The organism is Lysinibacillus sp. NPDC097231 (genome assembly GCF_044761885.1).
GTDB lineage: Bacteria > Bacillota > Bacilli > Bacillales_A > Planococcaceae > Lysinibacillus.
The window spans coordinates 1-19,217 of sequence record NZ_JBIWDH010000037.1; the positions used below are offsets into that span (position 1 = coordinate 1).

Annotated in this window: 18 protein-coding genes and 1 riboswitch; all 18 genes read left to right on the forward strand. The window is 37.4% G+C overall.

Going from position 1 to position 19,217, the window contains the following annotated elements:
- The first annotated feature begins 343 nt into the window (after positions 1–343).
- Positions 344–545, forward strand: a riboswitch (cobalamin riboswitch).
- A 188-nt stretch (positions 546–733) separates the two neighbouring features.
- The 18 genes from ACIQXF_RS18670 (at position 734) to ACIQXF_RS18755 (ending at position 19,168) form a co-directional block, all read left to right on the forward strand.
- The gene (locus tag ACIQXF_RS18670) at positions 734–1,276 is read left to right on the forward strand and encodes a hypothetical protein (RefSeq protein ID WP_402785982.1); all 543 of its coding nucleotides are present in this window, start codon (positions 734–736) and stop codon (positions 1,274–1,276) included.
- Position 1,277: 1 nt separating this feature from the next.
- Complete coding sequence (locus ACIQXF_RS18675; protein WP_402785871.1) at positions 1,278–2,237, forward strand: ABC transporter substrate-binding protein; 960 nt, start codon at positions 1,278–1,280, stop codon at positions 2,235–2,237.
- A gap of 269 nt (positions 2,238–2,506) precedes the next feature.
- The gene (locus ACIQXF_RS18680; protein WP_402785874.1) at positions 2,507–3,274 is read left to right on the forward strand and encodes a tyrosine-protein phosphatase; all 768 of its coding nucleotides are present in this window, start codon (positions 2,507–2,509) and stop codon (positions 3,272–3,274) included.
- A gap of 291 nt (positions 3,275–3,565) precedes the next feature.
- Positions 3,566–4,951, forward strand: a complete 1,386-nt coding sequence (locus tag ACIQXF_RS18685; RefSeq protein ID WP_402785877.1) for an MATE family efflux transporter — start codon at positions 3,566–3,568, stop codon at positions 4,949–4,951.
- The gene (locus tag ACIQXF_RS18690) at positions 4,951–5,787 is read left to right on the forward strand and encodes a putative RNA methyltransferase (RefSeq protein WP_402785880.1); all 837 of its coding nucleotides are present in this window, start codon (positions 4,951–4,953) and stop codon (positions 5,785–5,787) included. Before ACIQXF_RS18685 ends, ACIQXF_RS18690 begins: the two co-directional genes overlap by 1 nt.
- Positions 5,788–5,866: 79 nt before the next feature.
- On the forward strand, positions 5,867–6,475 hold the full coding sequence (locus ACIQXF_RS18695) for a lysophospholipid acyltransferase family protein (RefSeq protein WP_402785883.1): 609 nt from the start codon (positions 5,867–5,869) through the stop codon (positions 6,473–6,475).
- A gap of 103 nt (positions 6,476–6,578) precedes the next feature.
- Entirely contained in the window at positions 6,579–7,043 is a 465-nt protein-coding gene (locus ACIQXF_RS18700; protein WP_402785886.1) for a low molecular weight protein-tyrosine-phosphatase, read from the forward strand.
- A 315-nt stretch (positions 7,044–7,358) separates the two neighbouring features.
- Positions 7,359–8,078 carry a YebC/PmpR family DNA-binding transcriptional regulator gene (locus tag ACIQXF_RS18705; protein WP_402785889.1) on the forward strand — a complete coding sequence of 240 codons (720 nt, stop codon included), beginning with the start codon at positions 7,359–7,361 and terminating at the stop codon, positions 8,076–8,078.
- A gap of 62 nt (positions 8,079–8,140) precedes the next feature.
- Complete coding sequence (locus tag ACIQXF_RS18710; RefSeq protein ID WP_483869734.1) at positions 8,141–9,436, forward strand: arsenic transporter; 1,296 nt, start codon at positions 8,141–8,143, stop codon at positions 9,434–9,436.
- Between the two features lie 82 nt (positions 9,437–9,518).
- Positions 9,519–11,267 carry a methyl-accepting chemotaxis protein gene (locus ACIQXF_RS18715; protein WP_402785891.1) on the forward strand — a complete coding sequence of 583 codons (1,749 nt, stop codon included), beginning with the start codon at positions 9,519–9,521 and terminating at the stop codon, positions 11,265–11,267.
- A 204-nt stretch (positions 11,268–11,471) separates the two neighbouring features.
- Positions 11,472–13,214, forward strand: a complete 1,743-nt coding sequence (locus ACIQXF_RS18720; RefSeq protein ID WP_402785894.1) for a methyl-accepting chemotaxis protein — start codon at positions 11,472–11,474, stop codon at positions 13,212–13,214.
- A gap of 85 nt (positions 13,215–13,299) precedes the next feature.
- Entirely contained in the window at positions 13,300–13,875 is a 576-nt protein-coding gene (locus tag ACIQXF_RS18725; protein WP_483869735.1) for a YdcF family protein, read from the forward strand.
- Positions 13,876–13,949: 74 nt separating this feature from the next.
- The gene (locus ACIQXF_RS18730) at positions 13,950–15,647 is read left to right on the forward strand and encodes a M3 family oligoendopeptidase (RefSeq protein ID WP_402785897.1); all 1,698 of its coding nucleotides are present in this window, start codon (positions 13,950–13,952) and stop codon (positions 15,645–15,647) included.
- Between the two features lie 362 nt (positions 15,648–16,009).
- Entirely contained in the window at positions 16,010–17,107 is a 1,098-nt protein-coding gene (locus ACIQXF_RS18735; RefSeq protein WP_402785899.1) for an AI-2E family transporter, read from the forward strand.
- Between the two features lie 11 nt (positions 17,108–17,118).
- Complete coding sequence (locus ACIQXF_RS18740) at positions 17,119–17,742, forward strand: NUDIX hydrolase (protein WP_402785901.1); 624 nt, start codon at positions 17,119–17,121, stop codon at positions 17,740–17,742.
- Positions 17,743–17,859: 117 nt separating this feature from the next.
- Entirely contained in the window at positions 17,860–18,324 is a 465-nt protein-coding gene (locus ACIQXF_RS18745; RefSeq protein ID WP_402785903.1) for a hypothetical protein, read from the forward strand.
- A gap of 22 nt (positions 18,325–18,346) precedes the next feature.
- Positions 18,347–18,538, forward strand: coding sequence for a hypothetical protein (locus ACIQXF_RS18750; protein WP_402785906.1), 192 nt, complete (start codon positions 18,347–18,349; stop codon positions 18,536–18,538).
- A gap of 18 nt (positions 18,539–18,556) precedes the next feature.
- The gene (locus ACIQXF_RS18755) at positions 18,557–19,168 is read left to right on the forward strand and encodes an alpha/beta hydrolase (protein WP_402785909.1); all 612 of its coding nucleotides are present in this window, start codon (positions 18,557–18,559) and stop codon (positions 19,166–19,168) included.
- The last annotated feature ends 49 nt before the right edge of the window (positions 19,169–19,217 follow it).

Sequence of the window (19,217 nt, forward strand, 5' to 3'; positions counted from 1 at the left end):
ACAATTACGATACGTGAGTTTTCACTTTTTTTCTATACTTCAATGTAAATTTATTGAATTTTTATATGGTCAACCCCAAGTTATGGTGAAGAGCCTTTTATATGCAAATTATTTTTAGTGGAGAAATAAAATTACAGCTAGTTATTGGAGAAAGATTTTGTATATCTTTGCAGATAGCCCGATGGAAGTGTGAATTCTAAATTATTAAAATTTTAAGGATTGAGCAACTAAAAATCTTCATAGTGTAGAAATAGTTGTTACTTTTGTCTATTATCATTTGTTTTTTGCAAATGTCAAAGCTATTTATTCATAATAATGTGTGTTAAACTGCTTTATAAGTGAATAATTCTTGCAGAATAAGGGTGCTGAACTATAGCATAATCGGGAATTCGGTGAAAAACCGAAGCTGTTTCCGCAACTGTAAGTACAGGAATCATAAAAATATACCACTGTCACAAGATGGGAAGGTTTTTATGACTCATCAGCATATTAAAATGTTGTTGAACTGTACAAGCCAGGAGACCGACCTTTATTTGAACGTATAGATACTCTTCGGAAGCTAGGAGGATATGCGGCAAATACATAGGCTATGTCGTGTCACTACGACACTATTTATGTTATTTTCGTCGTTCCTTGGGTAGTAGGAACGACGTTTTTTTATGCTCGCTTATAATGCTTCAAATCGAAGTATATGAAGTAGGAGTTTTTCATGAAGGAAAGTGGGGACTTAGATTTGAAAAAAGATGCACGTTATTCTTGTTATCCATTTATGCGCGAAAAGGCATCAACAGTAGATTTTGAAATTCGAACAGATAGCCTTACAACACATATTGGCGTTGCTTTAGCGGCGGTGAAAAAAGAAACGGTAGAGGTAGTAGCAGATGATTTAGTAGCCATTTTGCCAATGGCGTACCATGTAAATGGCTCAGTTCGAGGTAAATTAGCGGTAACTGAAGATGATTTGACTTGGCTAAGTGACCGCTATGATTTTTATGTTAGCCATGTGAGGGAGGAAATACAAAACTTCGTATTACCCCAAGGAATAGAGGCTGCTGCTGCATTACATTTATGTCGTAGTGAAGCGAAAAAATCATATCGTGTCTTACACAAAGTATCTGAAGAACGGGAAGTACCAGCTATACTCTTTGATTATTTAGGATTACTAGCCAATGTATTTTTTGTAATGGCTGTCTATATGAATCAGCACGCTGGAGTTGTTGAAATACCGTTTATTAGTAAGTCATACCCGATGAAAAAGAAAAAGGAGAATAAATGAAATGAAGAAATTGTTTAATCTACAGTGGCTTTCGGTGTTAATCCTAGCACTTGTCTTAGTAGGATGTGGTGTCAAAGAGGATGTTAAAAAAGAGGAAGCTTCGAAGGAAGATCAAAAAGTTGAGGAAACTAGCTATAAAGTTACGGATGACCGTGGAGTAGAGGTAGAATTTGATGCAGTTCCAAAAACCGTTGTATCATTACAACCGAGTAATACAGAAATTTTATTTGCTCTAGGTGTTGGTGATAAAATCGTTGGTGCCACTGACTTTGATACATATCCAGAAGAAGCACAAAAAATCGAGCGTGTTTCTGATTCTGTAAAATTCAATAGTGAACGTATTTTAGCGTTGAACCCAGATGTTGTTATTGCCTATACAACTGGGAATGATGAGACTTTAACTGCGTTAAAAGGTCTTGAAGACGCAGGTATTAAAGTATTTGCCATTCAATCAGCTACTTCATTTGATGATGTTTATGGTGACATCCAACAAATTTCCACTGTCATGGGAATAGAGGACAAAGGCGAAAAGTTAAAAAAAGATATTAAAGCTAAAATAGCTGATGTTCAAGCAAAGGTTAAAGATGTAGAGAAACTAAAAAATGTATACGTAGAAATTAGTCCAAAGCCAGACATATATACACCTGCCTCTGGTACATTCCAACAAGAGATTTTAAAGGCTGCAAATGTTAACAATGTATTTGCTGATCAACAAGGATGGGCAAAGGTATCTGAAGAAGATGTAATTGCGAGAAATCCCAATGTCATTTTAACAACAGTAAACTATGTAGAGGATCCTGCAGCAGAAATCATTGCGCGTGATGGATGGAATTCAATCACAGCCATTCAAAACAAAGCGGTTTACTATATAGATACTGATATTTCAAACCGCCCAGGACCTCGTATTGGTGAAGCTGTTGAGCTAATCGCAAAAGCAGTATATCCTGAGCTATTTAAATAATACTTCTACTAAAAAATGAATAACATAACAAACTATCGCTGTCCTATAATTTAGGGCAGCTTTTTTATATCGTTTAGTGAAGGAAAGTTCAGTAAAGGCCCCAGATGAATCGCTCGGCAAAAACCTACCATCATTATGGTGATGAAAAGCTATATCGGCCATATTCCGGTTAAGCCGGTATGACATTTCCTAGTTGAAAATTGGTATTATATCGGATTGTTCTATAGAATAGAGATAAGGATGCTTTCTAACAAAGTGAGGTGCAGTGAATGAACCAATTTGATATGAAGATTATTCCGTTTGAGGCTGTTTATAATTTTCGCGATATGGGTGGTTATAAGACGAGAGATGGCCGTGCTGTAAGGGATGGCTTGATTTTTCGTTCAGCGGCCCTTGGCAAAATGACGACAGCAGATAAAAAGCTATTTGAAACGCTAGGTGTGAAAACAATTTTTGATTACCGTGACAACCATGAGGCGCAAATTAATCCTAATCCGATATTTCCACACGCCAAATATATTCAAATACCGGCAAAGGGAAATCATGCTTTTGAGATGCCTACGAACACGGGAGGAAAGGATTTTTATAAGGTTGTAAGTCCAGAGATGTTCCAAGAATTTTACGCCCAAATGCCTTTCGATAATATTTCGTTTAAGGAGTTAATGGCAACAATTCAGAACCCTGGAAATTTAGGGCTCGTTCATCATTGCGCTGTAGGAAAGGATCGTACAGGTATTGGCGGTGCGCTTATTTTACTCGCTTTAGATGTACCTGAGGAAACGATTATGGATGATTATTTAAATACAAATGTGTATTTACGCCCCTTGGTGGATCGAATGGCTCAGGCAATTCAACCAGACTATAATGATCGAGAAATACAGCAATTTTATGCATTAATGTCAGCCCGCGAGGAGTATTTACAGGCAGCATTTGATGCAATGGAAAACCGATATGGCTCGAAGACCACGTTTTTAGAGCGGGAATTTGGTTTAACAAAAGAAAGACGCGAGCAATTACAGGCCCATTGCTTAACATAATACGAAACCCTTTCACAATACTATGTGAAAGGGTTTTTATGTGTCATATACTATCTTTTCTGATGTTTCTTTATAAAACTCTTTACAGCTTAAAAATCTATGATAAGATACAATAGATTTTTATCCCGCATTTACGGGCAGTATTTTATCTGAACGAAAAAGCGAAAAGTGAGGTGGGCGAGTAACTGCCCGCTAATGCCTGATTAGTGAAGGCTAAATAATCAGTGGGGTGAAGAAAACCCAAGCTGATAAATCTTCACTTTATGAAATGTATAGGAGAAGTGAAAAGTATTGGCAGATACAGTAAAAGAAAGTGATATAAAAGACACTAACAACTTAAGTTTGTTTCATTTAACATGGCCGATTTTCTTAGAAGTATTTTTATTTATGTTAATGGGACTAGCCGATACTTTTATGCTAAGTGCTTTATCGGATAACGCTGTGTCAGGTGTTGGTGCAGCCAATCAATATATTCATATTGCGATTTTAATTCTTGAAGTAGTTGGGAATGGTGCTTCCATTGTTGTATCTCAATACTTAGGCTCAAGGCGCTTTTTTGAAGCTGCGAAGATTTCTGCATTAGCAGTAACGATGAATGTAGTCGTAGGATTAATAATGAGTGTCCTATTTTTCCTTTTTGCGAGTCATTTAATGACCATGATGAACTTGCAAGGTGAAGTCCTTAAATATGCACAAAGTTATTTGGTGATCATAGGAAGTTTTATTTTTTTACAAGCAATTATAAATGCGTTAGCAGCAATTATCCGTGTACATGGTTGGACAAAGCAAACGATGTATGTATCACTAGGTATGAATGTACTACATGTTGTATTAAATTACGGTTTAATCTTTGGTAACTTAGGATTACCAGAGTTAGGTGTAAAAGGGGCAGCAATTTCTTCAGTTATAAGTCGTAGTTTAGCAGTTCTGGTGTTTTTCTGGCTGTTGTATCAAGTCATGGAAGTAAGAGTAAAGCTACACTATTATTTCGAGTATTCCAAGGAATATATAAGAAAAATATTAAACATTGGCTTGCCGTCTGCTTTTGAGCAGGTGCTTTATCAATTCTGCCAAATTGTCTTCCTGTATTATGCAACGTATTTAGGCTCAGAAACGCTTGCAGCAAGACAATATGCCATGAATATTTCAATGTTTACATATTTATTTGCAATTGCAATCGGTACAGGAACAGCCATTATTATTGGCCGTTATGTCGGTGCGGGTAAAAAAGATCGAGCTTATCATCAGCTATGGACAAGTGTGCGTGCAGCGTTTGTTTTTACAATTATAATGGTTGGTATTGTGACAATCTTCCGTCAGCAGTTAATGCACGTTTTTACTGATAGTCCAGAGGTTATTGCCATTGGAGCATCTGTATTAGCATTAAGTATTCTGCTTGAAACAGGTCGTACAATGAATATTGTAGTTATTAACTCATTGCGTGCCTCAGGAGATGCAAGATTTCCAGTGAAAATAGGTTTCTTATCGATGGTTTGTATGAGCCTCCCGCTAGGTTACTTGTTCGTGTTCGTTTTAGATTGGGGCTTAGTTGGTATTTGGCTTGCGATTTCGGCAGATGAATGGTTGCGAGCCATTATCGTATACTTTAGATGGAAAAGCCGTAAATGGGAGCGATTTGCACTTGTTTCACCTAATGAAGAAAAGGAGGTAAATTAATGGGAGCACTTTCTAAACGAGCTGCAGCGTCAGCATTAATGAATAACAATATCACGCTTTTTGCTTGTCCATTTTGTCAGGAGCCCATGAGTATATATGAGCAGGGGAGACTTGTATGTTCCTCTAATCATTCTTTTGATATTGCCAAGCAAGGCTACATCAATATGCTGACACATGGTACTACTTCTAAATATAGTAAGGAACTTTTCGAATCGAGAAAAGCTGTTATTGATAGTGGTATTTATGATTTAGTAGAAGAAAAAATTGCGGTGCTAATTGCTCACGCAGAAACCGTGCTTGATACAGGCTGCGGTGAGGGTTCACATTTAGCGCGTATTATGGCCGAGAAACAGGGTAATTGTCTTGGCATTGGCATTGATATTGCAAAGGAAGGTATACTTGCAGCATCTCGCCATTATCCTGTGCAAATTTGGTGTGTGGGTGACTTAGCGAAGAGTCCATTTGCAAGGTCAAGCTTTGATGCCATATTAAATATTTTATCGCCTGCAAATTATGAAGAATTTAAACGCCTATTAACTCCTAATGGTCGTGTCATAAAGGTTGTTCCTCAAAGCGGTTACCTACATGAGCTTCGAGCGCAATTATATGCGGATTCTAGGAAAGAGACGTATTCGAATGAGCAAATAGTTGCTCGCTTTAAAGAAAGCTTTACAGATGTAAGTGTGGAGCGTATCACTTATACAGTACCACTAGCAATTGAGCTTGTCCCAGCGCTGCTTGAAATGACACCAATGGGCTGGCATAAAAAAGAGGGTGCAAATATCCTTTTAAATGAGATCACGATTGATGTTGATGTATTGGTGGGAAGGGTCTAATTAACTCACATTCAATTGCAGTATACTGGTCTTTTCGATTACAATGGGTATAACTATTGAATAAGGTAGGAATGGAACAGTGTATAAATTAGCAGCAAATGTTGTCAAAGTGATATTAAAATTAATGGGCTCGAAAGCTCGTGTATATGGGGAGCAAAACTTACCAAAAGAAGGTGGGTTTATTATTGCATGTACACATACAGGATATGTTGATATTTTAAACCTAGGAGTTGCAATGTATCCTCAGGAAATCCACTTTATGGCGAAAAAACAGTTATTTGAGAAAAAGGGTCTTGGCTGGCTTATTAATCGATTAAATGCTTTCCCAGTTGATCGTGACAATCCAGGGCCAAGCGTTATTAAAATTCCTTCACAATTATTGAAAGAGGGTAAAATTGTGGGGATTTTCCCCTCCGGCACACGTAATGCAGAAGGAACGGATTTAAAGCAAGGAGCAATTACAATAGCACAGCTGTCAAAAGCGCAAATTGTCCCAGCAGCTTACGTTGGTGCGCGTAACGTTGGTGATGTATTTAAGCGTGGAAAGGGCTATCTAATTTATGGTGAGCCATTTTATGTAACGGGCAAGGGTAAAGAAGGGCGCGAGGAATTTACTCATCATCTTGAGCATGAATTAATGGCTTTGACAGAAGAATTAGAAAAGCGTATTGCAGCAGAAAAAAAATAAAGTGAAACTCAGTCAGAGGAGAGATTCTTTAATGCCCCTGACAGATTTAAAGGCACTCAGAATCAAGCAGATTTTGGGTGTTTTGTTGTAGGAGGATATAAAAATGATTCAAGTACTTTTTGTATGTTTGGGCAACATTTGTCGCTCACCAATGGCTGAAGCAGTCATGCGTGATTTGGTTAAGAAAAAACGTTTGAGTAATAAAATCGGAGTTGATTCAGCTGCAACAAGTTCGTGGCATATTGGTGAACCTCCTCACAAAGGAACACAAGATAAGCTGAGAGAGTACGGCATCTCAACGAAAGGTATGCAAGGACGACAACTACAAAATGCTGACTTTGACAATTTTGATTACATTATTGGCATGGATGAAAGCAATATTCGCAATATCAGAACGATATTAGGTAATCCTAGTTCTCCAAAGATTTTCCGCTTTTTAGATTTGACTGACCATCGAAAAGATGTACCTGATCCATACTATACGGGAAATTTTCAAGAAACCTATGATTTGGTTCTAGAGGGTTGTCATGCATTGCTTGAAAAAATTATACTAGAGCAGAGGCTATAGCTTCAAATAGCTTTTGAAAGCGCAAATTTTAATCAGAAAATACTTACCTCAAACATTGGTATATCTAGCTTTGCAAGTATCATTTGTGTTATTATTTGCAGAGTAAAGATACGAGAAGTATTTAACTTCTTTCATCCGCTGAAAGAAGTTAAAGCCTCCGGCGGATGTCATGGAATCAGAAAGGAGTTCTTTGTGCAAGCACAAAGCCGATTCCGGACGCAATTATGCCGAGGCATAATTGATTTACCATTTACAGATGTGCAACTGCGCATCTATGATTTTGATAAACTTATAATTTGAAAGAGAGTGGAAACTATGGGTCGTAAGTGGAACAATATTAAAGAAAAGAAAGCGTCTAAAGACCAAAGCACAAGCCGTATCAATGCAAAATTTGGACGCGAAATTTATGTGGCAGCTAAATCAGGCGAGCCAGATCCTGAATCAAACCGTGCCCTTAAGGTTGTTCTTGAACGAGCAAAAACATACAGTGTTCCTAAACATATTATTGAAAAAGCAATTGATAAAGCGAAGGGTGGCGGCGATGAAAACTTCGACGAATTACGTTATGAAGGTTTCGGACCAGCTGGCACGATGATTATCGTTGATGCTTTAACAAACAATGTTAATCGTACAGCATCTGATGTACGAGCGGCATTTGGTAAAAATAATGGAAACATGGGTGTAAGTGGTTCTGTTGCTTACATGTTTGATTCAACAGCAGTTATCGGTTTAGAAGGCAAGTCAGCAGATGAAGTTCTTGAAATTTTAATGGAAGCGGATCTTGATGCTCGTGATATTCTTGAAGAAGAGGATGCAGTTATTATTTATGCAGAGCCAGATCAATTCTTTGCTACACAAGAAGCGTTAAAGGCGGCTGGTGTGCAAGAATTCACTGTAGCTGAGCTTTCAATGCTTCCACAAACAGAAGTAACATTAACTGGCGACGATGTAACGAAATTTGAAAAATTAATTGATGCATTAGAAGATTTAGAAGACGTACAAAATGTTTTCCATAATGCAGATTTAGGCGAATAATAAAGAAAATTAATAAAACCAGTAGCGTATAAGCTACTGGTTTTTAATTGGGGAGGAGAATTGTGCAAACGGTTTTAGCGATTATTTTGTTTTTAGTAACGTTATTTTTTGTCATAGTGCAGCCGCGACAATTATCAATTGGTTGGTCTGCCTGTATAGGGGCCGCAATCGCTTTAGCGCTAAAGGTTGTTACTTGGCATGATGTTATAGAGGTAACGGGTATTGTTTGGAATGCCACATTATCGTTTATTGGAATTATTTTAATTTCTCTTATTTTAGACGAGATAGGCTTTTTTGAATGGGCTGCTCTTCATATGGCGCGCTTAGCAAAGGGCAGTGGTATTCGTTTATTTATATATATTGCCTGTCTAGGAGCCATTGTTTCTGCATTATTTGCAAATGATGGTGCCGCTTTAATACTAACCCCGATTGTTCTAGCTATGGTCCGTAAGCTAAATTTAACTGAAAAAATGGTTTTTCCCTTTATTATTGCAAGTGGCTTTATAGCAGACACAACATCTTTACCTTTAGTCATTAGTAATTTAACAAATATTGTGTCAGCAGATTATTTTGGTATTGGGTTTATGGAATATGCCTTACATATGCTCATACCAAACCTCGTTTCTTTATTGGTAAGCATTGTTGTACTGTATATTGTCTTTCATCGTTCAATTCCCAAAACATATTCCCTGGAGGAAGTTGAGAAGCCGAAACTAGCAATTCGTGATCCAAGACTATTTTCATTATCATGGTATGTTATCGCCATGTTATTAATTGGTTTCTTTACGAGCGAGCTTTTTAACATTCCAGTGTCATTTATTTTATGCGGTATAGCGATGATCTTTTTCTGGCTTGCACGGCGAAGTAATGCGGTCGATACAAAGAGGGTTGTGAAAGGGGCACCTTGGAATATAGTATTTTTTTCTATCGGCATGTACGTGGTAGTTTATGGCTTGAAAAATGTAGGGATGACGGGATTATTAGCAAGTTTATTAGAGCACGCTGTACAGCAAGGGTTAGTTGCCGCAACGATTACGATGGGGTTTGTCGCGGCTGTTTTGTCAGCCATTATGAATAACTTACCAACTGTAATGATTGATGCGTTAGCTATTGCTGAGACAAATGCTACTGGGACTATAAAAGAGGGGCTTATTTATGCAAATGTCATTGGTTCTAATTTAGGGCCAAAAATGACACCGATTGGCTCACTTGCAACATTGTTATGGCTTCATATATTAGCGCAAAAAGGCATTAAAATAAGCTGGGGACAGTATTTAAAAATAGGTATTATTCTAACAATTCCAACGCTTTTAGCTACTTTAATAGCTTTAGCGGCTTGGATAACGATATTATCATAGTATTGAAATCGAAATAGTTGAAAAAATTAAAAAATGGGTGATAATAAGTTATTAGTATATTAGTAAATTAACGGAGGAAAGTATGCGAGCGACAGGTAAATTAAGTAATAAAATAGTGTTCATTTCATTCTTTATGTTAGTAGCTTTGTTAATTTTTTTTATGCTAACGACCATTTATACAGCGAAGTCATCAGTCAATAAAACAATGGGTTCACAAGCGGTAGCTGTTGCAGAAAACATAGCTAATCATTTAAATGCAGACGATTATATTGAACTATCAAATAATCCTACAGAATCTAAGTTTTATTGGCAGTTACGTGAAGAGCTAAATGATTTACGTGAAAAAAACGGTGTCCTATATGCTTATACGTTTGCCGTACCCAAAGAGGATAAAAAGGTAAGGTTTTTAGTGGATGGTATGCCTGTAGATGACCAGGAAAATGCTGGCGTTATTGGCGATGAATCATCTTCAACATACTATAAGGACCTTGAAGCGGTAATGAAAACGGGTAGTTACTACTCAGATATTTTACACAGTGATTTTGGTGATTATTTATCGGGAACTGTGCCATTGAAAGATGCATCTGGTAATATTATTGCCTTTGTTGGGGTTGATATTGAGGCGACACAAGTAAGTGGTATAGCTAACACTGTGTTAGCTGCCACTTTGCCTGCTTTAATTGTTGCGATATTAGCCTTAGCAGGAATTGTGATGTTTATTATGTATAGCTATGTGAATCGTGCATTAAAGCCACTAGCAAATTTAGGAGTGGCGGCTGAAAGCTTTGCGCAGGGTGATATTGTCTTGGCAACTGAGGAAATTAAGAAGATCCATTTAAAGGGGAAAAATGAAATTACAATCTTTGCACAAGCTTTCCAAGAATCATTGCATAAATTAAAAACAACCTTCCAGACAATTCAAAATCGGACGTCAGCATTACAAGAGGTGGTTAATAAAATAGATTCAACCTCACAACAAGTTGAAACATCAAATTCTCAAATTGCAGACAGCATAATCGAAATAACCGCTGGTAGTGAGCAACAACAGCAAAACAATCATGAGGTTGTTTTAACGATGAATGAAATGTCGATTGGTATACAGCGTCTAGCTGATACGACATCAGAAATTGCAGAGTCCTCTTCAGTAATGACAGGATTAGTAGAGACGAGTGTTAGTCATTCACATGAGGTTGTGGCACAAATTCAAAATGTAGAGTCGTCTGTTTTACGGACTGCTAGTCATGTACAAGAAATGGGTGAGAGATTCCGTTCTATCGAAAAAATGGTAACGATCATTACGAGCATTGCTGACCAAACAAATTTACTAGCATTAAATGCAGCAATTGAAGCCGCAAGAGCTGGGGAAGCTGGCAAAGGGTTTGCTGTAGTGGCTGACGAGGTTCGTAAGCTTGCAGAAATGTCCAAAGCGTCTGCTGACGATATCCATAAGCATTTAGAGGGCTTTAAGGTTATCACAGATCGTGCTCTACATGAAATGACTAATAGTACCAAGGATGTACAGGCTGGTAATCAAGCAGTACAACAAATTGGTGAAAATTTACGGCTAATTTCACAGTCGGTCGTTGAGGTAAACAATAAGATTCAGGATGATTCTGCTGTTATTGAGGAAATGTCCGCTAGCTCTGAAGAAATATTAGCGACGACAGAGCAAATGAAGGATATCGCTCACCAAAGTGCACAAGGAACCAAGGAAGTGGCTGAGGCATCAGATTTACAAGTGATAATGGTTTCGGAATTAAATGAGGTTGTAACTATTTTAGATCGAACGTCTAAGGAAGTCATTGAAGCTATAAATACATTTAAATTATGATAGAGATCAAAACTATCTTTCTATTGGGCATCCCCCTATAGAAAGATAGTTTTTTAATCTATAAAATGTGTATGATAGCATATTTAAGCAAAAAAGCGAATAATTCAGACGTAAATTGCGTTTTACCCATTGTTAAAACTTTCAAATCATAACATAATATAGAGTAATACGTCTGATGAACGAAGAAGAAAAGGGGGTCAAAGGATGAGGTTTTTACGTTCTATACAGGGAAAACTTATTATCATTTCGTTAGCATTATTAATTATTCCTAGCTTAATTATAGGATTAGTTAGCTATAGTAAAGCGAAAAATGGTATGGAGGATATTGGGGAACAAGTTATTAAGAATAGTGTTGAATCAGCTTTGCAATTAATTGAGCTCGAAAATGAGAGAGTTGAAAAAGGTGAAATTTCTTTGGTGGCTGCACAAGAACGAATACGTGAGGCATTTCTTGGACCAAAGGATAGTGATGGAAAGAGACCAATTAATTATCCAGGGGATTTAGGTAAGTATGGGTATATATACGTTTTAGATGAAAAAGGAACGTTAACAACCCATCCTACTCGAGAAGGGGATAATCTATGGAACGATAAAGATAGTAGTGGCAACTATTTTATTCGTGAAGTAGCTGAAAAAGGACTTGCAGGTGGGGGCTTTACTCAATATGAATTTGAGCTGCCAGGTCAAGATGTATTAGCTGATAAAATAATTTATTCTAAAAAGGATCCTCATTGGGGATGGATCATTGCATCAGGTACATATATGCAAGACTTTAATAAAGAAGCTAACTCATTATTACTGGTCATTGGTCTTACACTAGTAGGTGCTATCATTATTGGGACTGTAGTTGTCATAATGGTTTCTAGACATTTGGCTTTACCAGTTCAAAAAATATCAAAACATGTTCGTGAGGTAGCAAAAGGGAATCTGACAGTAGAGATAGAAAACTTACAACGCTCAGATGAAATTGGTCAGCTAAATGAAGGATTTAACGAAATGGTAGACCAACTGAAAACATTAATTACAGATGTTGAGGAAGCGATTACAGAAATTCAATCTACATCATCAAATTTAACATCTGTGGCAGAGGAAACAAACGCCTATGGAGATGAAATAGTAAAAGCGATCAATGAGGTCTCCGAAGGTGCAGTAAAGCAAGCTTCAGATGCAGAGGATACAAATAGAACTGCAATCGAATTTGCTCATCAGATCGAAGTTTTGCATGACAAAAATGAATTAATAATTGACGCATCTCAACATATGAAGCAATCAAATCAAGAGGGACTTGTTAATTTAAATAGTCTAAAAGAAAAATCTCATGAGTCTTCTGCTTTAATTAATAACGTACAAGCAGTATTTAATAGCTTAATTGTGAAGGTTAGGGAGATTGAAGGTATTGTCGGTACGATTACGGAAATTTCTGATCAGACGAATCTACTTGCATTGAATGCATCAATTGAAGCTGCTCGAGCTGGTGAGCATGGCAAGGGGTTCGCGGTTGTTGCAGAGGAAGTACGTAAGCTAGCTGATCAAACATCTGTTGCAACGGAGCTAGTGCGTACAACACTAAAAGGTATTGAAAGTGAAACTAATTTAGTGAACGACGAAATGAAGAAAACAAACGTGATTGTTCGTCAGCAAAATGATTCAGTGGCGATAACAGAATCATCCTTCAAGGAAATCGAATTAGCTGTTGAGAAAATTATTTCCGTCATTGGAGAAATGACTGCGGGCGTAGAGTATGTGAATAGCTCAAAGGATATCATCATGCAATCTATTGAAAGTATTGCGACTATTAGTGAGAAAAATGCTGCTGCTTCAGAGGAGGTAACGGCATCTGTTGATGAGCAACAGCGTGCTATTCAAATTGTTAGTGAATCTTCTAATGATTTAACAGACGAAATCTCAACATTACAGGAATCTATTAAACGCTTTACATTAAGATAATTAATGAGGATGTTTGTACTGTAGTACCGGTACAAGCATCCTTTTTCTCTACCTAACGTTAATAACAGGAAAGGGGGGATAAATAGTGAAAAAATGGATGATAAGAGTAGGTGTTCTCCTACTTGTTGTAGGTGGTGTTGTTTATGTCTGGTTAGGCGAGGAAATGAAACAAGGAGCCCAGCCAGCCGCAAATGGAACGGCTACCTATATGATTGTACTGGGAGCAAAGGTAAAATCGGGCGGGATTCCATCACTTTCATTGAAAAATAGATTGGAAGAGGCTACTAAGTATTTAAAAAAGTATCCTCATGTAAAAGTAATTGTATCGGGCGGACAAGGGGCAGATGAAGATCGCACAGAGGCCTCTGTTATGATTCATTACTTAGAGAACAAAGGTATTGATACAAACAGAATAATAGTAGAAGACCAATCTACATCAACATATGAGAACTTATTATTTTCTAAAGAATTATTACCTAAAGGAACAAAACATATCACAATTGTCTCTAATGATTTTCATTTAAAGCGTGCAAAATATTTGGCTGAATCTTTGGAGTTGAAGGTAGATGTTGTTGTTGCAGATACGCCAAAATCTGTGGAAGCAAAGTTAAGGTTACGTGAAAGAGCGGCACTATTAAAAACATATATAATTGGTTATTAAAATGTTTCTTAATCATATGGATTTGGCATATAATAGAAATATAACGGGGTATATGACAGAAAGAGGGGACTTCTATGAAAACGTTCAAAGACTATGAATACAGCCGCCCAAATGTTGAGGCAATGAAAAAGCAACAATTAGCCTTAATTGAACATTTTAAAAATGCTCAAACAATGGGCGAGCAAAGTGAGATCATCGAACAATTAAATGAACAAAGTAATGACTATGCTACGATGGCGAATTTAGTGTACATTCGTGCTTCGATTGATACAAATGATGAGTTTTATCAGGCTGAACGCGATTACTTTGACGAAGTTGGCCCTGAGCTGGAAGATGTATCAACAGAATATTATAAAGCACTGATTGCTTCACCATTCCGTGAAAAGTTAGAAGAAAAGTGGGGCCAGCAGTTATTCGATTTAGCAACCTATCAAATTAAAGGCTTTTCACCAGCTGTCATTGATTTAATGCAAAAGGAGAACAAGCTTGTTTCAGAATACAATAAACTAGTAGCCTCTGCACAAATTGAATTTAACGGTGAAACATTAACACTTGCCCAGCTAGGACCATATTCAGAGTCTACTGATCGTGCAATGCGTAAATCGGCGACAGATGCACGCTTCGGCTTTTTTGCTGAGCATGAAGAGGAATTCGATCGACTATATGATGAGCTTGTAAAGGTGCGTCATGAAATCGCTGTTAAATTAGGTTATCAAAACTATGTTGAGCTAGGCTATATTCGTATGAATCGTATTGATTATAACGCGGATATGGTGAAAAAATTCCGTGATCAAGTTCGTGATTTAATCGTACCAGTTGCAACAAAACTATATGAACGCCAAACGAAACGTATTGGAATTTCTGACTTTAAATTCTATGATGAAGCTTTAAACTTCTTATCAGGAAATGCTACGCCAAAAGGTGATCCAGAGTGGATTGTTGCGAATGGTAAAAAAATGTATGAGGAACTTTCACCTGAAACTGGCGAATTTTTCAACTTCATGATTGATCATGAATTAATGGACTTAGTCGCAAAGAAAGGTAAAGAGAGTGGTGGTTATTGTACATTTATCGAGAACTATCATTCACCATTTATCTTCTCGAATTTTAATGGTACTTCAGGCGATATCGATGTATTAACACATGAAGCTGGACATGCTTTCCAAGTGTATTCAAGCCGTGACATTGGTATTCCGGAATATTTATGGCCAACATATGAGTCTTGCGAAATTCACTCTATGAGTATGGAATTTTTCACATGGCCATGGATGGAGCTATTCTTTAAGGAAGATACAGAAAAATATAAGTTTACCCACTTAAGCAGTGGTCTTTTATTCCTGCCATACGGTGTTGCTGTCGATGAGTTCCAACACGTCATCTACGAAAATCCAAACATGACACCAGCAGAACGTAAGGCAGCGTGGAAAAAAATTGAGGAAACGTATTTACCACACCGTGACTATGACCGTAATAGCTATTTGGAAGCAGGCGGTATATGGCAACGTCAGGCACATATTTATGCGAGCCCGTTCTATTACATTGATTACACGTTAGCGCAAATTTGTGCATTCCAATTCTGGAAACGTTCACGTGAAGAATTTGAAGCTGCTTGGAAGGACTATATCCATTTATGTGGTTTAGGTGGCTCTATGTCCTTTACGAAACTTGTAAAAGAGGCAGGCTTAATTTCACCATTTGAGGACGGCTGTGTTGAATCGGTTATTGGTGATATTGAAGATTACTTAAATTCAGTAGATGATACAATATTATAGTCTATTAAGATAGGCACCATTAGTGAAAAATCGTGACACTCCTGCGAAGCAAGCCATGCAAGTCTCCTTAGATGCCTTAGCATTAAGGAGACTTACGGATTGCTTATGAGAGAGAAGCGATTTTTTTGTTTATCTGTCATTCAAACGCCTACTGAAAAAGAGGAACGTAGTTTAAACGCGCCACGTCCTATGGCATTACCAAAATGACGGATATCGTGTTTTCAAAAATAAGGACGCAATTACACCAAGGCGAAATTGATAAAGGATAGTTAATTTTTTAATTTTTGCAATAAATACTAGGATACTTGCGAAATGGTTAATATATAAGTAGTATTTTCAGTAACTGTGATAAAAGGAAGTGAATGAAAGTGACGAGGAAGGTTTGGTTTCAAGTAGGTGTAGGAGTTTTACTTGCTCTACTAATCATTAAATATTTTATAGAGATTCATTGGATTTTTTCACCTCTAGTTATCATATTAAAAGCGATTTTTGTGCCTTTATTACTTGGTGGTGTCCTATATTATGTGACTGAGCCGATTCAAAGATTTTTGGAAAAACGTAAATTTCCAAGATGGGCAAGTATATTAACTATTATTATTGGAATGATAGCTATTGCAGGAGGCTTTGGATGGATTGTTGGTAATCCGATTGCAGAGCAGGTCAATAAATTAGTGAAGAATGCTCCTATGATTAGTTCGAGCATTAGTTCAAGCATTCAGGATGCAACAGACTACGTGACGCAAAATAAAGATAACTTCCCACAGCAGTTAAATGATGCTATTAAAAAGATGGCGAATTCTGTACAGGATATTGCAGTAGTGGCAAGTAAAGGGGTGGTCTCCTTTTTACAATCCGTTGTTTCAGTCTCATTATTAGCCATCTTAATTCCATTCTTCTTTATATATTTGTTGAAGGATCATGAGAAGTTTGCACCGTCGATTTATAAATATTTCAGTGGTGAACGCCGTGAATGGGTGAAGAAAACGCTAAGTGAAATTGACGATGTTCTACGAAGCTATATTCAAGGGCAGCTGCAAATTAGTTTTTTACTAGCGCTCATTATGTATGTGGGGTATTTAATTATTGGTTTAGAGTATTCGTTGCTACTTGTCATATTCGCCTTCTTTATGAATATGATTCCGTTTATTGGTCCATGGATAGCCTTTACACCAGCACTAATTGTGGCAGTTATTCAGGATCCAGTTCTAGTTATATGGGTATCGGTTGTTACACTTGTGGCACAGCAAATTGATAGTAACTTTATAACACCTAATGTCATGGGAAAAACGCTCGATATACATCCGTTAACAGTTATTACAATTATTTTAGCAGCAGGTAATATTGCGGGCTTCATCGGTATTATCATTGCTGTACCATTTTATGCCGTATTAAAGGTTATCGCATCCAATATTTATGATCAACGTAACGCGATTAAGCAAAAGGCTACGAAGTCAGTTTAGGAGTCGAAAAAATGGAACAAGAAATTGTGAAAGTTTTTAATGAACAGCATGAACAGATTGGGACAGCAACAAGAGCAGAGGTACATGAAAAAGGACTTTGGCATGAAACATTCCACTGTTGGCTTGTCAATGAGGACCATATCTATTTCCAAATCCGTAGTGCACAAAAAAAGGACTATCCTGGCTTGCTTGATATTACAGCGGCAGGTCATCTATTAGCCGTTGAGACAGTAGAATCAGGGATTCGTGAGGTAAAAGAAGAGCTAGGTCTTGATATCGACGTACATGAAGTGGTTAAAATGGGCATGACGTCTTGTAGCATAGTTTCAGAAAATATGATTGACAACGAATTCTGCCATGTCTACATATACCCATTTAAACATGATTGGGATGCTTTTGAGCTACAGTATGAGGAAGTGTCAGGGGTTGTTAGAGCCAAGCTAGATGAGGCGGAGGCTTTCTTTTTAGGCGAAACAGCCACTCTTAATATCGAGGGTTATGAATACTTCCCCGATGGTCAACGAGCAAAAATTGTGCGTCCAGTAAGTAACCCACAATTTGTCCCGTATCGGGAGCTATACGTTGCACATGTTATCCGATTTGTAAAAGAAAAAATGTTTAATAAAACGTTATGAGTAAATAAAGAATTTGTAGGACAAGTCATTCCATAAGACTTGTCCTATTTTACTTCGATATAACAGGAAAAATAAGTTATACTGTAAAGAGATTGTATAGAAAAGGAGCATTTTTATATGCTAACATTTGAACAAAAACAAGCCATTATTGAATCATTTTCTGAACTTACCAAGAAGGAAATTTCCTTGAAACGCTTAAATTATCACTTTATGGATAGCCTTTATGAAAAGACAGTTGTTGTGGAAAAGCTACATCCAAACGGTAACGGCTTTATCTTTGTGGGAGATCTATTGCGCTATGAGGAAGAAGCAAATGACAAAGGCCTAGTAAATATCCGTGACTACGATGAACAACAGCTTCGTGAGATAATTGAAGATGCTATTCAATATTTATCGGAAGAAGAAGAGGAGCAAGAGCCAGTTGTTGAGATATGGAAATCTCGAGAAGGGACTCAACTAAAGCTAGCTTTTGAGCAACGTTCGTGGAATGTTTATCATGGAGAGAACTTAGAGGAAGCCTTTGGGACCTATGATGCTGCAAAAGAATATTTACTAGAAGAGGGATTTCGTAAAAAGAATTAAGAATTACGGAGGATTATAACAAATGAACGGGAAAAGATTAGTGGGAGTTGTTATTGCTGTTGTTATTTTGGTATGTTTATTTTCGGTTTTCACGATTACTAATTTTTATAAAAACCATGAAGAACAGCCAAATCGTGAAAACCGCGAAATAAATAAGTCAAAGAGCTTGAATTTAATTTTACCACAGGCTACAATTATCTCGAATTCAAGATAATTGAAAGGTGGACTGTAAATGCAGCACATTTTTTATAAAGGAACAGATGAAACAAAACCAATTTTATTGTTGTTACATGGGACAGGTGGGAATGAAGAAAGCCTAATCGGTCTTGCAAAGGAAATTGATGATACAGCAAGCATTTTAAGTGTCCGAGGGAATGTGCTTGAAAATGGTATGCCACGCTTCTTCCGCCGATTAGCAGAAGGTGTATTCGATATAGAGGATTTAATTTTCCGTACGAAGGAATTAAACGACTTCTTATTAGAGGCGGCACAGCAGTATGGCTTTGACCGTAATCGAGTTGTGGCTATTGGCTATTCGAATGGCGCAAATATTGCAGCAAGCCTATTATTCCATTATGAGGGCGCTTTAGCAGGTGCTATACTACATCATCCAATGGTGCCTCGACGTGGTATTGAATTGCCTGTACTTTCTTCAATCCCAGTCTTTATCGGTGCTGGAACAAATGATCCAATGTGTTCTGCACAGGAATCCGAAGACTTAGAGGCGCTGTTAACATCAGCTGGTGCAGATGTAACAACTAAATGGTTTAATTATGGTCATCAGTTAACAATGCCTGAGGTAGAAGCAGCAAAAGAATGGTACAACGGTATTTATTCAAAATAGGAAAAAATCCGCAACTTTTGTTTAGGGGAAAGCCCACAAAAGGAAGCGG